This is a genomic window from Aquirufa ecclesiirivi (assembly GCF_011250515.1).
Lineage (GTDB): Bacteria > Bacteroidota > Bacteroidia > Cytophagales > Spirosomataceae > Aquirufa > Aquirufa ecclesiirivi.
Map to the genome: position 1 here is coordinate 636,619 of NZ_JAANOP010000001.1, position 15,399 is coordinate 652,017.

Consider the following 15,399-nt stretch of genomic DNA (forward strand, 5'->3'; position numbering starts at 1 on the left):
TTCTCGGAATAGTAATAAGCTTTTCTCATTTTTCATGTGGAAACGCTACAAAAGATAAAATAAATACAAAAATGACAAATACAGAATCTAGTCATGCACAACTGGAAACGATAACCTTTGGTGCCGGATGCTTTTGGTGTGTGGAGGCAGTATATCAACGGGTTAAAGGTGTACAAAAAGTAGTATCTGGATACATGGGGGGTAAAATGAAAAACCCAAGTTACCGTGATGTTTGTACAGGGCTAACAGGCCATGCTGAAGTTTGCCAATTGACCTACGACCCTAAGGTGGTCTCATTTGAAACTTTACTAGAAGTATTTTGGCAGACCCATGACCCTACTACCTTGAACCGTCAAGGGGCTGATGTAGGAACACAATATCGTTCGGCAATTTTTTATCATACAGCAGCGCAAAAAGCTGCGGCAGATCAGTGGAAGCAAAACTTGAATGCTAAAAGAGTTTTTCCAAATCCCATTGTCACCGAAATTGTAGCGGAAAGCACTTTTTATCCTGCGGAAGACTATCATCAAGATTACTTCAATCAAAACGGAGAAGAGCCTTATTGCAAAATTGTGATTAAGCCTAAGATGGATAAATTCCTTAAAGCTTTCAAGGACAAATTAAATTAGAAGCCTCCTTTATCATAAAAACTTCTTCTTCTTGAAATTTTCAGTTCTTGTAATAAACTTGATTTAACGCGTAAATCGAAAGAATAGTTGCTGGCCCTTCCATAAAATGGGCTAGCTATTGGCGTCCAATTGAAATTTAGTTCCCAGCAGTGTAAATCTCGATGTACTGAAATATTGGTATAGGTCAGTCCACTATATTTGAAATCATATCCAGAGCTAAAAGAAAATTTCCATTTCTCACTTAGGCTCAAATCTCCTTGAAAAGTTAAACCACTAATATTTTGAGATGGAGCTAAACCTGCTCGGTTCATGCTAAATTGATAACTGAATGAAAAAGACCAAGGGATATTCCAGTCCACATAGTCATCACGATTCCTGTTAATTTGCTTTAATTGTGCCTCAGAGGCATTTTTACTTACCTTTTCTCCCTGGCCTTTGGCTGGTGCAAATCTTTTACCAATGGATAAATTAAAGGATTGTAAACGGGCCAACCCTTCTCCTTTAGTGACCATTAAATCAGGAGTTCTTCTACCCACCACAGCAAAAGACTGGTCTGGAACGTATAAATAGGGATCTAAGTTACCTCCTATGTTAATATCAAATTGTTTGATTCTGGAATTGGCATTAAAGGATAAATTGGACAAATTGAATTCTTTGGCTAATAAATTATAGCTCCCATTAATTCCAAAGTTGTCCAGGATGTTAATCTTTTCTGATTCTTTTGTCGCTGTATCAGACTTGGTTTTCAATTTCGCTTCTAGGGTGTTTTGTATACCAAAGCTAATACTTCCCGAAGCTCCTCCATAACTTAATTGACGGGGGTCAAAGGTGCTGATTCTACGTATATCACCAACTTGTGCTTCGCCATTGGTATTGATGAATTTTCTATTGTTGATACGGACATCTTGGTAATACCCATAGGTGGGGTCTGAATAATCAGGAGTATAGCTTAAGCTGACACTGGGAGCCATGGTATGTCGAATCGCTTGTAGCCTTCCTTTGCTAAAACGCATTGTTCCATATACACGGGTATTCATGCTGGCAGAAAAGGAAATCTGGGAACTGAATTTAGGTAGCCCTCCAACCGTATCTATTCTGACAGTAGAATCCGTAGGCATGTAGGTGTATTTGTAGGAACGAGTATACATATTTCCTGACCAAGAAATTCCTGGAGTCAAGTTAATGTATGGATTGATTTTAATATTGGGTAAGGATAATGGAATGCTATAATTGAATTTAGTTTGAGCTTTTTCCAATAACATCGGGAGTGTGCTTCCATTCAATGGAATCACACCAGGAGGTAAATCATCCGCATTTTTTGGAATAAATGGCTTTTGAATGATTCCTCGTTGACTATTGGATTCACGAGGGTACACATCAAATTCGTATCGTGTATATAAATCAGAAATTTGGTTCGTCAAACTGACCGTACCAGAAAAGTCCATTCCGATTCTAAATTGATCAATGAAGCGATCGGCAATGGCATTCTTTTTCTTAAAAGGCTGAAACTGGTTGAGCCCCAAATTGAAATCAGTCCCTGCATCAAAAACACGGGTAGTCGTATTTTGGTTGATTCGCAAACTGATACCACTTCTGAAATTTTGACCGATGGCTTTGGTATATTGAACAGATGAACCAATGGTATTAGAAAGGTATTGTTGTGTATTGAAGGTGTTGAATTGATTGTAAGAATTGGATGCAATATTAACTGAAGCAGAGAAACTGGAATTACCCAAACTTCTCGGGCTATGCGACCATTGTAAGGCAAAATCCGTACGTGTTGATGGGCTAAATTCTGAACCTGAATTATTGCGATTTAGGGCCAAGTTGAATGAGCCTGTATATCGATAACGCTTGTTGTATTGGGAATTAGCTCCTAAGCCCCAGCCACCTTTGGAATAAATTTGTCCGGTGAATCGAACGCCAATGTTTTCACTCGCCGCCCAATAGTAGCCACCATCACGTAAATAAAACCCTCTGCCCGAAGGTTCTTCTCCATAGGTAGGGATTAGAATACCGGACTTCCCAGCTTCTTTAGGTTGAGAATAAGGAAAAAACCCGAATGGCAAACCTATGGGGAGCGGAATATCATTTAGCTCAAAATGGAAAGGTCCCGAGATGATTTCTTTCTTACCTACTACTTTAATTTTACTCGCCCGAATATTAAAATGGGGATGGCTTAAATTACAGGTGGTATAAATAGCATTTCGGATGTAGAGATTTTCCTCTTCATCTTTTTTGACATTTTTTCCTTGGACAAAACCTTCGCCTTGTTGAGTTACTATACCTTTAATAATAGCTCTTTTCGATTTGAAATTATATCGGATTTCATCAGAATCATATTTGTCGCTCCCTTGGGTAAATACAGGAAGGCCGACCATCTTTTTGCTGGTGGTATCAAATGTCCCTTTGGCATAGACTTCGTTTTTTGCCCAATCTAAGCGGATGTATTCTGCCTCTAAACTGATATTGCCATATTTTACTTTAGCGCCACCATATAAATTGACGATTTGTTGATCAGCATCTAATACGGTGGAGTCTACGGCAGAATAAAAAACGGTCGTTTGTAAATCTTGACTTTTGCTGGCAGTATCTTTAGGAATGCTTTTTTGTATGGTATCGGCGCGAACAATTCGTTGAGCATGGACATTAGGTAGGCCTATGCAGGTTACAAATAAAACAACGAAAAGAAAATAGATGCAATTCTTTATCAAATCAGCGCTGGTTCAACGTTCATCATGTGGACATCATCAATGGATTGGTGATAAATTCGCATGTTAATGAACGAAGGATGGAATTTAAAAATTATATTTGTCTTTGTATAAGCGTACAAAATTACATCATTGCGACTAACCTACGTCTAATTCATTAAAATAATGTTTACAGTTCTTAGAGCTTTTGTTGGATTTGCCTTAACATGTTTGTTAATCGCAGCCATACCAAGTCTTCCTGAGCCTACTCGTCCTGCTAAGCGTAACTTGGTTAAAACGATTTGTTTGGATGCTGGTCATGGGGGGAAGGACCCAGGATGTTTAGGCCCCAAGGGTGCCCAAGAAGGGAAAGTGACTTTGAAAATTATCCTAGAAGTGGGTAAACGATTGAAAAGTGAATTTCCGGATTTGAAAGTGATTTATACACGAGATACGGATGATTTTGTAGAATTAAATGAGCGGGCCAACATTGCCAATCGCAATCGTTCTGACTTATTTATCTCTGTACACTGTAATGCAGCCCCCAATAAGGCGGCTTATGGAACAGAAACTTACACGATGGGTTTGCATAAAACGGATGGCAATTTAAACGTAGCCAAGCGAGAAAACTCGGTTATTTTACAAGAGAAAGATTATCAAACGACTTACAATGGCTTTGATCCTAGTTCTCCTTTAGCCCACATTATGATGGCAAATTACCAAAGTGCTTTTATGGCTAGTTCGGTGAAATTTGCTTCTAAAATAGAAGAGCAGTTTGCTAAAGTATACAACAGAAAAAGTTTTGGTGTTAAGCAAGCGGGTTTTTTAGTTATTTGGCGGACAGCCATGCCCAGTGTCTTAATTGAAACGGGCTTTTTAACTAACCCTGAAGAAGAGGGTTATTTAAATTCAGATAAAGGCCAATCGGAAGTAGCTGATGCTATCGTAGGAGCGTTTAAAAAGTATAAGGAAGAAATCGAAAAATAGATTCTGACATGTTTCAAAGTAATGAATTAAAAGTTGGGTTTTTGGCCTTAATCGCCTTTTTAATCCTCTATTTTGGCTTTAATTTTCTAAAAGGAAACGATGTGTTTTCTTCTTCTAGAATCTATTATGTTGAATATGACAATGTGGATGGTTTAATGGTTTCCAATCAAGTCATGGTCAACGGGATTGAAGTTGGCAAAGTGAAGTCGGTCACCTTACAACCAGAAAAAGGAAATAAAATTTTAGTAACGCTTCGGTTAGCGAAAGACTTAGTTATTCCAGATAAGACCGAGGCTATTTTGATGGATGGCGCCCTCTTAGGAGGTAAAATTATCCGTTTAGAATTTGGCGGCAAAGGGATACTGCCCGAAGAATCATTTATCCCTGGTTCATTAGAAAAAGGGGTTACTTCCTTATTGAAAGAAAGAGCTATTCCTGTTATTGAAAATGCGGACTCTCTCTTAATTTCTTTTCGTCAAATCAGTAAAAAGTTTGAACATACAGGTACCTATTTGAATGAACTAATCAAAAGTTCGAATAGTACGGTCAATGGAATTAATGGTTCTGTGAATGGTATGGTGGAAGAAAATCGGAATAACATTGCTCAGATTTCTGCCAACATGAAAATTTTGTCACAAAGTTTGATTGAAACCGAAAAGCAATTGAAACCCATTTTAGTCAAATTTAATACGGTCGCTGATTCACTACAAGCTTTACAAGTGGGTAGAACATTGCATGAGGCTAATTTAGCTGTGGCATCCATTCAGCGCATTGTTTCTGGTTTGGAAAAAGGTCAAGGTACAGCAGGTAAATTCTTGAAGAATGATAGTTTGTATGTGGGATTGAATAAGACTTTGATGGATTTAGATAAATTATTGATCGACTTCCGTTTGCAACCTAAGCGATACGTGAATATTTCCGTATTTGGTAAGAAGGATACACCTCCTAGTAATTAATTAAACATGGCAACGATTCAAGCACGGATTTCAGCTTCTACTGAATTGTCGGATATTTTATTGGCGGAACTTGGCGAAATAGGCTTTGATATCTTCGAAGATACAGAGGAAGGTTTTTTTGCCTATTGTCCTGAAGCTTTATTTGATGAGGAGGCATTTCAAGAAATTATCATACGTTATCAAGCTATAGGACCCATCGAAGTAGAAATGGGACGAATCGAAAAGCAGAATTGGAATCAAGTTTGGGAAAGTAATTATGATCCCATTCGAATTTCTAATTTATTATTTATTCGAGCCAGCTTTCATGAATCGGAGCCAGGCTATCAGATGGAGCTAGTCATTAATCCCAAAATGTCTTTTGGAACGGGTCATCATGAAACGACCAGTTTAATGGTCGAAACATTATTTACCTTGGACTTAGAAGGAAAATCTGTGTTAGATGCAGGAACGGGAACGGGGATTTTGGCTTTTGTGGCTAAAAAATTAGGAGCTAATCCAGTGAATGGCTTTGATGTGGACGAATGGTCTGTCGAAAATTCTATAGAAAATGCAGGATTGAACGACTTAAGTTCGATTCGATTTGATTTAGGGACGATTCGCGATCAATCAATGGAGGAATATGATGTGTTATTAGCCAATATCAACCGTAATATTTTATTGGATGAAATGTCGGAATATGCGCGTCGGATTAAAGTTGGTGGGCATTTATTATTGAGTGGTTTCTATCAGGAAGATGTTCCACTATTGTTACAAGAAGCCTCAGAAGCTGGTCTTTCTTTTATCTCAGAAAAGGAAAAGAATCGATGGACCTGCTTACACTTGAGAAAGCTTTAATTTTGTAGTTTTCTAATATTAGCCTATATTTTTTCGGTATTTCGTTTAAAAACCTTATTTTTGAAGGTTTTACTCTAAGAACTCGTGCATTCGAGTGCTTTACTAGTACATGAAGATCTCACCCAGTAAGCCTTTTCAGGTAATGTATTCTTTGTTATCCCATGAATGTCTCGGCTATTTGTTCGAGGTCTTTGTGGTACAGTTAAATGAAAAATCTCAATTAACCTGGGAATATCAGACTTTAACGACACGAAATTTTCATGAGTTTGCTCATGGCTTAGATGAGCGTGATGAGCAAGCTGTGAAGTTTATCGAAGGCATGAAGCCTGCTGCCATTTTTGAAAAGTTTAATACTTCCAAGCGTAAAACGATGGAAGAGTTTTATCTAAAAACTTTTGATGCAGAAAAGGGAGAGAAAGAAATTCAAGAAGCGGTTCTAAGTGTGGTCGAAAAAAAGCGTGGTCAAGTCTTTGAGTTGATTTGTCCCGATAAGACCTTATTCATCATGGGTAATGACGGGAATCCAATGCGCCAGCAAGTGCAGATACAACCCGAACCAGTGGAGGTGTTATTCCATTTTATGCGAAATGAGGAGAATACTCACTATTTCCCCACGCTGAAATACGCTGGAAATAAATTGGAGTTTCAATACAAAGATGCCATGGTCTTGTGTGATGAACCAGCTTGGATGTTATTGAACCAAAAGCTGTATCATTTTAAGCCAGCGCTGGAAGGTAAAAAATTGCGACCATTCTTAAATAAGAAGTTTGTTGTCATTCCTAAAAACATGGAAGAGGATTACTTCCGGAAGTTTGTGAAAGCGATGGTGGCTAGGTACCCCGTACATGCCAAAGGCTTTGAGATATTTAATACGGAAAAGAATTGTCAATATTTACTTTCTTACGGTCCTGTCGTCAATAAATTAGAAGAGGAAAAGGTTCCAAGTAAAAAATCAGCGGCATTAGAAGCGGCTGACCGATGGAATTTTGTGTTATCGTTTCAATACGGTAATAATCGTTTTCCTTGGGACGGATTAGGCTCTGAGGCCAATGTCTTGTTTGAGAAAAAAGGCGATAGTTATGCTTTCCAAAAAATCATGCGCTCTTTGACCAAAGAAAAAAGAGCCTATCAGCAATTAAAATCATTAGGATTACAAATTGAAGTTGACGGGAAAGCCGTCTTGTCAAGAGGGGAAGCTGTTCAATGGTTGACGGTGCATAAGGCTGCTTTAGATCAAGCGGGATTCAGTGTGCAGTTTAAAGGCGATGGTCAAGCACCTCGGTATTTCCTCGGGAAGCCAGAAATTAAAATTCGAATCGGAGAAAAATTAGATTGGTTTGATATTCAGGCGATTATTTCATTTGGGGAATTCCAAATACCTTTTTTGAAAATCCGCCAATTGATTTTACAGAAAAAGAAAGAGTTTCATTTGCCAGATGGTTCCATCGCCATCATTCCAGAAAATTGGTTTCATGATTACCAAGATCTATTCTATTTTTCAGAGACTAGACCAGGAGAAGATGGGGTATATTTAAAGCGTCAACATTTTCAGTTGGTTCAAGAATGGGAAAATCAGGATTTGGTCAAAACCGCTTTGCGTAGTAAAACCATGCAAGATTTGGCTTTAGAGACCAAAGAATTCCCCGTTCCCAAGCAATTCAAGGGAACCTTGAGGCCTTATCAAATGGAAGGCTACCGATGGATGCGGACAAGGCAAGCAGCAGGCCTAGGAGCCTGCCTAGCAGATGATATGGGATTGGGAAAGACCGTTCAAACTTTGTGTTTATTGCAAAGCTTAAAAGAGCAAGGAGAGACCTTGCCTAGTTTATTGGTGATGCCCACTTCCTTGTTGTATAACTGGGAAATGGAAGCCAAAAAATTCACTCCTCAGTTAAGGGTATTAGTATATAGTGGCCCTCAAAGGGAAAAATTACAAGCCCAATTAGGCAAAGTTGATTTAATACTTTGTTCTTTTGGAATGGTACGTTCCGACATTGATTGGTTTGAAAAGCAGGCTTTCAGTTATGTGATTTTGGATGAATCCCAAGCCATTAAAAATCCAATGGCTAATATTACCAAGGCAGTTCAAAAGCTTACGGCTAAATACCGATTGGTGATGACAGGTACGCCACTGGAAAATTCAACCATGGATTTATGGTCACAAATGAATTTTGTCAATCCAGGTTTATTGGGTTCACAGCGGTATTTCAAAGATTTATTTCAAGTACCTATCGAAAAGAAAGCCGATTCGGATAAAAAGAAGCGTTTGTATTTCTTGATTAAGCCTTATTTATTACGCAGAGAAAAACGACAAGTAGCGGCTGACTTACCAGCAAAAATGGAATCGGTTACGTATTGCGTGATGTCGGAGGAGCAGGAGAGATTGTACGATAAAACGAAATCCTTTTACCGTGATGTATTGTTAAAGCAAATCAAAGATGAAGGTTTACAGAAATCACGATTCTCTGTTTTACAAGGTTTAACCAAGTTACGTCAATTGGCCAATCACCCTTCCTTGTGTGAAGAAGGATATGTAGGGGAATCAGGTAAGATGGAAGCGGTATTAGAAAAGTTAGAGACCGTTTTAGAGCAACATCATAAAGTGTTGATTTTTAGTCAGTTTGTCCAACATTTGGCATTGATTAGAAAAGCGCTGGATGAAAGAAACATCGCCTATGCTTATTTGGATGGAAGCACCTCTGACCGAAAAGGGCAGGTGGAAAGTTTCCAGAAAGCAGATGGTCAGTCGGTATTTTTGATTTCCCTAAAAGCCGGAGGAGTAGGATTGAATTTAACTGCGGCAGATTATGTCTTTTTATTAGATCCTTGGTGGAATCCCGCAGCAGAGGCACAGGCGATTGACCGAGCGCATCGAATTGGACAGGTTAAGACGGTGTTTACCTACAAGTTTATTTCTAAACAAACGGTGGAGGAGAAGATTTTAGCATTGCAACAAAGGAAATTGGATCTTGCCAATGATTTGGTCACGTCAGATGAAAGCATTTTAAGAAACCTGAGTGAAGATGAGGTTTTGGATTTGTTGAGTTAAGCTGATAACCAGATCAATCTAGCCTAATTTTATCAAAATATTTTTAGCAACTTCATGGCTAATGAATACAGGTTCAGAGTCATTAATGGACACGGAAACAGAGCGGTCAAATGGATTGATTTCTTTTACCATGAGTTTTGCTCCAAGGCTCAAATTTAGTCGTGTGAGCAATTGAAGAAAAATAGCCGAGTCCTTGGCAACCCCCATCAAAACACACGCTTTATTTTCTTTTAAATCGGACAGAAGCACATAGCTTAGCTCAGGAAGAATGCCTTCTTTATTGGGGATAGGATCCCCGTGAGGATCTGTTTTAGGGAAATCTAAGAACTCATCTAATTTATTGATTAGCGCTTCGGATTCAATGTGCTCTAATTGTTCGGCAATTTCATGAACTTCATCCCAGTTGAACCCCATTTTTTCTACCAAAAAAACTTCCCATAAACGGTGTTTTCTAACGACCGACAGAGCTATTTTTTCTCCTTCCTCGGTTAGTCGTACTCCTTGGTACTTTTGATAATTAACCCAGCCTTTCTCTGCTAATTTTCGTAGCATGTCCGTGACAGAGGCGGCTTTAGTTTGGGTTAATTCGGCAACTGCATTGGTAGAAATATCCTCTAAAGTCGATTCTGATAAACGATATATAATCTTCAAATAATTTTCCTCCGCAAATGATGTTGCCATTTTCTAAAATTAAGCTCGTATAAAAGTAAGCAAAATGAGACACAAAATAAATTTTTAGCCTCGACTAAAAAATATTTTTGTTTAATCGCAATTCTTGTTATATTTGTTTGTAATAAAATCATTTTTTCCATGTCAAATGCTTGGCGATCAGAAGGTAAGACTCGTTCTTTAAGTGAGGTGTACGGAAGTATCCCCATTCACTCAGGACCTGGTTTCTGGAAAAACCTACGCGCATTTATTGGCCCTGGATTTATGGTGGCTGTGGGATATATGGATCCAGGAAACTGGGCTACAGATTTAGCAGGAGGTTCCCAATTTGGATATACCTTATTGTCAGTCATATTTATTTCTAGTCTTTTTGCCATTGTATTGCAGCATTTAGCATTAAAATTGGGAGTTTCAACTGGTCGAGATTTAGCACAGGCATGTGGGGAGGCTTTTTCAAAACCAGTAGCCATTTTTTTATGGATACTATGTGAATTAGCGATTGTGGCATGTGATTTAGCTGAAGTTATAGGATCTGCTCTTGCCTTGAATTTACTTTTTGACATTCCAATTCTGTATGGTATTTTGATTACCATATTGGATGTGTTCTTAATTTTATACTTCCAGCACCGTGGTTTCAGGGTGCTGGAATCTATTGTCATGTCATTATTGGCAGTGATTTCACTATGCTTCGGCTATGAATTATTGCTTTCTCAACCTGATATTGGAAGTGTGATGAAGGGACTTGTTCCGCAAGCATCTATTTTTCAAGATTCGAGTCAGTTATACGTGGCCATTGGTATTTTGGGTGCTACGGTGATGCCTCACAACCTGTATTTACATTCGAGTATTGTTCAAACAAGAGCATTTGCCCATACAGAATCAGATAAAACCAAAGCCATTAAGTTTGCTACGATAGATTCAACGCTTTCCTTGGGATTAGCCTTTTTTATCAATGCAGGAATTTTGATTTTAGCGGCATCTGCATTTCATATCAATGGAATGCCGCACGTGGCAGATATTCGTGATGCTTATCAATTGTTGGACCCTGTTTTGGGTAGTAAGTGGGCCTCCGCCTTGTTTGCTATTGCCTTATTAGCTTCAGGTCAAAATGCCACATTAACGGGTACATTGGCTGGACAAATCGTCATGGAAGGTTTTATTGATTTAAAATTAGCTCCATGGTTGCGCCGATTAATCACCCGAATGTTGGCCATATTACCCGCCTTTTTTATAACTTGGATTTGGGGAGATGGTAAGATAGGTGAATTATTGGTTTTTTCACAAGTGATTCTTTCCATGCAATTAAGCTTTGCTGTCATCCCTTTGGTTTGGTTTACTAGTGATAAGGCTAAGATGGGAAAATTCGTAAATCCTGTTTGGTTAACTACCCTTTCCTGGATAATTAGTGCAGTGATTTTAAGTCTGAATGTCTATTTATTATTGCAGATATTTGGTCTAGCCTAAATCAGCCTGATACCAACTATTATCTTCACCTATTTGTATTCCTTTTTTCCAATTAATTGAGTTTCGAGGCTCAGCAATGCCTTTTCCTAAGATCATGTCTTTCTCTTGTTTCCAAACTTCGTCAAACAGCCCGCTCTGAAGGAATGCCGTCAAGGTTTTTGCGCCACCTTCCACTAAGATGGAAATCAAACCTTTTTCATAGGCTAATTGTAGAATATCTTCTAAAAGGTAATTTTCTCCTATGGCATACCATTGACAGGGGCCATTTTCAGCTTTGGTATTTTTAGTAATGATCCATGTGGTTTGACCATCTTGTACTACTTGACTGTTTTTAGGGATACGATCATGAGGGTCCAATACAATCCGTATGGGGCTATTCCCAGGCCATAATCGAGCATTTAAACGTGGATTATCCTGGATAATGGTTTCGGCACCGACCAATATTCCTTGGTGTTGAGTTCGCATTTGGTGTACCAAAGCCTGGCTTTGTGGATTAGAAAATATTACAGGATTTCCGTCCTCTTGAGCAATAAAACCATCTTGAGAAGCGGCCCATTTTAAGGTAATGTAGGGTCGTTTCTTGGTGTGAAAAGTGAAAAATTGTCGATTGATTTCGGCACCTTTATTTTCCAAAATTCCCTGGAAAACCTGAATTCCTGCAGCTTTTAATTTCTCTATTCCCTGACCAGCAACCAGTGGATTTGGGTCTAGGTTGCAAATGAAGACTTCTTTGACTTGAGATTTAATCAATAAATCGGCACAGGGTGGGGTTTTTCCTGTATGAGAACATGGCTCTAAGCTGGCATAAACGGAGGAACCGATGCTGTCTTCGGGATTAGCTAAAGACCTGATGGCCATGACTTCCGCATGCGCTTGGCCATAGGCTTGGTGCCATCCCTCTCCAAGAATTTGATCATTTTTAACAATGACACAACCTACTAAGGGATTAGGTGCAACGAGCCCCGATCCCAATAGGGATAAATCCAAGGCGCGCTGCATCCAAATCTCTTGTTTATTCATGACCAACCAAAGAAGGACTTTCTTCTTTTTCTCCTTGGTGCTTCAGGTTACTGGACATGTAACTATAAATAGCTGGGATGATGTACAAGGTTAAGGTAGTAGAAAATAACATACCTCCAACGACCGCAATACCCATCGACACTCTACTTTGAGAACCAGAACCTAAGGCAAGGGCAATCGGTAAAATACCTAAAATGGTACAAAGTGAAGTCATTAAAATGGGGCGGAAACGCGCTATAGCAGCCTCTTGTACCGCTAACATTTTATTAGATCCGGCCTCTTTTCGCTGGTTAGCAAATTCCACAATCAAAATACCATTTTTGGTTACTAAGCCGATGAGCACAATGATTCCAATTTGTGAGAAGATATTCAGTGTTTGACTGAAATCCCACAACGTTAATAAGGCACCTGCCACGGCTAGAGGCACGGTAAATAAGATAATTAATGGATCAATGAAGCTTTCAAACTGGGCAGAAAGAATTAAATAAATCAATAAGATAGCTAAAGCAAAGGCAAATAATAAAGAAGAACTTGATTCTTTAAATTCCTTACTTTGTCCATCATAAGCCGTAGAGAAGGAAACATCTAGTGTTTCTTTAGCAATTTTGTCCATCTCAGTTAGAGCTTCACCTAAGGTTACCCCTTTGGCCATTTGAGCTTGAACTGTGGCGGCTACATAACGGTTATATCGGTAAAGCTGTGGAGGCGTACTTTGTTCCGTAATCTTCACCAAGTTGTCTAACTGAATTAAATCACCCCGGTTATTTTTTACATACAACGATTTCAAATCACTTACATCATTACGCATCGGTCGATCGATTTGTCCAATGACTTGATATTGTTTTCCATCCATGATGAAATATCCAAATCGCCGTCCTGATAGTCCAAGTTGTAGGGTTTGAGCAATATCTTGAATGGCAATTCCTAAGTTTTGAGCTTTGGCTCGATCAATCTCAATGCGCAATTCAGGTTTGGTAAACTTCAAATTGACGTCGGATGTTTCGAATTTTGGATTATCTCGTACCTTGGCTAGGAACTGAGGCATGATTTTTTTCAAACTCTCAAAGTTAGGTGCTTGCACCACAAAGGCAATGGGCATACCTCCACCACCACGCTGACCTGTGGAAAGTGTAGGTTCTTGAATCAAGTTCGATCTAGCTCCAGTAAATTTTTTGATTTTTGGAGATAGTTCATCTGAAATTTCTTGTTGGGTTCTTCTCTTTTCTGGATCGCCAAGTAAAATACGGAAACTACCTGTGTTGGCAGCACCGTTTCCAAAAGGAGGGGACGTAATGGCATAAATGGCATAGCGTTCTTTTGCGGGAATCGTTTCCATCAAAAACTTGGCCATTTTATCGGTATAGTTCAACATATAATCAAATGTGGCACCTTCTGGTGCAGTAGAACTAATACGAAGGGCACCACGATCTTCTAATGGTGCTAATTCAGATGGAATAGCATCATATTTAAATAAGGTATAAATGATACCAATCAAAGAAACCATAATAACCCAAGCCATCCAGCGGATTTTTAAGAATGATTCCAAAGACCCTTGGTATGCGGCAGTTAACCAAACAAAGAAAGGTTCAGTAACTCGGTAAAACCAAGGTTTATGATGTCCGCCTTTTAATAATTTGGAACTTAACATAGGAGTTAAGGTCAAGGAAACAAAGGCCGAAATGATCACGGATCCCGCTACTACGATACCAAATTCGCGGAATAAACGACCTGTAATCCCTTGTAAGAAAATAACAGGAAGGAATACCGCAGCTAGGGTGATTGTTGTTGAAATTACAGCAAAATAAATTTCTTTAGAACCTTCTAAGGCGGCTTTCCATGGAGTCATTCCATCTTCAATTTTGGAATAAATATTTTCCAATACCACAATAGCATCATCCACTACAAGTCCTATGGAAAGTACAATACCCAATAAGGTTAGTACATTGACCGAGAAACCCACTAAGTACATAAAGAAAAATACGCCAATTAAGCTGACTGGAATAGCGGTTAGCGGAATCAAGGTTGATCTCCAATCACGCAAGAATAAGAAGATGATGATAGTTACCAATAAGATAGCCGTCAGGATGGTTTCTTCTACTTCTACCAAGGATTTACGTACGTATTTTGTATTATCAAAACCTTCTTTTAACTCCACGTCTGGCGGTAAGGTTTGACGAATTTGTGGTAGTTTTCTGTTGATTGCATCCACAATTTCAATTTGATTGGATCCTGGTTGAGGAATTACCGCAATCGAAATCATGGGAGTCAAATCACGCTTAAAGAAGGTCTTATCATTTTCAGGAGATAATTCAGCATAACCTACATCAGAAAACTTTACCGAGCGACCATCTTGTTCTTTGATAATCAGGTTGTTAAAATCTTCCACAGTAGTCATTCTACCTTGGGTACGAACCGTTAATTCGGTATTTGCACCTTCAATACTACCTGAGGGTAATTCAATATTTTGCTTACTTAATGCCGAAACAATATCTGGTGCGGTTAAGCGAAAAGAGGCTAAACGCTCTGGGTCAATGTGCATACGCATGGCATATTTCTTCTCTCCCCACATTTGTACGGAACTAACTCCCGGAATAGTTTGGAATTTTTCCTTGACATTTCTGGTAGCTAATTCATTTAACTCCAAAAGACCCCGCGTTTTTGAGAAGATATTGATATTGTAGATTGGACTAGCGTCCGCATCTGCTTTGGCGACCACTGGTGGGTCCACATCTTTTGGCAATAACGCCATGGCTCTAGAGACACGGTCACGTACGTCATTGGCAGCATCTTCGATATTGACAGCTAAATCAAATTCCACGGTGATGCTAGAGCGACCATCTCTACTGGAACTGGCTAAGGTTCTAACCCCAGCGATACCATTGATGGATTCTTCCAATGGTTCAGTGATTTGAGATTCAATAATGTCGGCATTGGCTCCCGTGTAGGAAGTTTGAACAGTTACTACAGGAGGATCCACAGAAGGGAACTCACGAACGCCCAGATAGGTATATCCAATGATACCGAACACGATGATGGTGATGGACATTACGATGGATAATACGGGTCGTTTAATGCTGGTTTCTGATAGAGAGGCCATAATA

The 15,399-nt window shown here is 39.1% G+C and carries 10 protein-coding genes; 6 read left to right on the forward strand and 4 right to left on the reverse strand.

Annotated elements, in window-relative coordinates:
* Positions 1-71 precede the first annotated feature (71 nt).
* Entirely contained in the window at positions 72-629 is a 558-nt protein-coding gene (gene msrA, locus G9H65_RS02750) for a peptide-methionine (S)-S-oxide reductase MsrA (protein ID WP_235927446.1), read from the forward strand.
* On the opposite strand, the gene G9H65_RS02755 is transcribed toward msrA, so the two are convergent.
* Entirely contained in the window at positions 626-3,343 is a 2,718-nt protein-coding gene (locus tag G9H65_RS02755; RefSeq protein WP_166373796.1) for a putative LPS assembly protein LptD, read from the reverse strand. The two genes, msrA and G9H65_RS02755, sit on opposite strands and share 4 nt — an antisense overlap.
* A 162-nt stretch (positions 3,344-3,505) precedes the next feature.
* On the opposite strand from G9H65_RS02755, the gene G9H65_RS02760 reads away from it, so the two are divergent.
* From G9H65_RS02760 to G9H65_RS02775, 4 genes are all read left to right on the forward strand, one after another.
* On the forward strand, positions 3,506-4,306 hold the full coding sequence (locus tag G9H65_RS02760) for an N-acetylmuramoyl-L-alanine amidase family protein (RefSeq protein ID WP_166373797.1): 801 nt from the start codon (positions 3,506-3,508) through the stop codon (positions 4,304-4,306).
* Positions 4,307-4,314: 8 nt separating this feature from the next.
* Positions 4,315-5,262, forward strand: a complete 948-nt coding sequence (locus G9H65_RS02765) for an MlaD family protein (protein ID WP_166373798.1) — start codon at positions 4,315-4,317, stop codon at positions 5,260-5,262.
* Positions 5,263-5,268: 6 nt separating this feature from the next.
* Positions 5,269-6,096, forward strand: coding sequence for a 50S ribosomal protein L11 methyltransferase (gene prmA / locus G9H65_RS02770; RefSeq protein ID WP_166373799.1), 828 nt, complete (start codon positions 5,269-5,271; stop codon positions 6,094-6,096).
* A 109-nt stretch (positions 6,097-6,205) separates the two neighbouring features.
* On the forward strand, positions 6,206-9,145 hold the full coding sequence (locus G9H65_RS02775) for a DEAD/DEAH box helicase (protein ID WP_166373800.1): 2,940 nt from the start codon (positions 6,206-6,208) through the stop codon (positions 9,143-9,145).
* Positions 9,146-9,163: 18 nt separating this feature from the next.
* Here G9H65_RS02775 and G9H65_RS02780 read toward each other — a convergent pair whose 3' ends face one another.
* Positions 9,164-9,826, reverse strand: coding sequence for a metal-dependent transcriptional regulator (locus G9H65_RS02780; protein ID WP_166373801.1), 663 nt, complete (start codon positions 9,824-9,826; stop codon positions 9,164-9,166).
* A 129-nt stretch (positions 9,827-9,955) separates the two neighbouring features.
* On the opposite strand from G9H65_RS02780, the gene G9H65_RS02785 reads away from it, so the two are divergent.
* Positions 9,956-11,278, forward strand: a complete 1,323-nt coding sequence (locus G9H65_RS02785; RefSeq protein ID WP_166373802.1) for an Nramp family divalent metal transporter — start codon at positions 9,956-9,958, stop codon at positions 11,276-11,278.
* Here G9H65_RS02785 and ribD read toward each other — a convergent pair.
* Positions 11,270-12,298, reverse strand: coding sequence for a bifunctional diaminohydroxyphosphoribosylaminopyrimidine deaminase/5-amino-6-(5-phosphoribosylamino)uracil reductase RibD (gene ribD, locus G9H65_RS02790; protein ID WP_166373803.1), 1,029 nt, complete (start codon positions 12,296-12,298; stop codon positions 11,270-11,272). The genes G9H65_RS02785 and ribD overlap by 9 nt on opposite strands.
* Entirely contained in the window at positions 12,291-15,395 is a 3,105-nt protein-coding gene (locus G9H65_RS02795; RefSeq protein ID WP_166373804.1) for an efflux RND transporter permease subunit, read from the reverse strand. The genes ribD and G9H65_RS02795 overlap by 8 nt, the downstream gene beginning before the upstream one ends.
* Positions 15,396-15,399 lie beyond the last annotated feature (4 nt).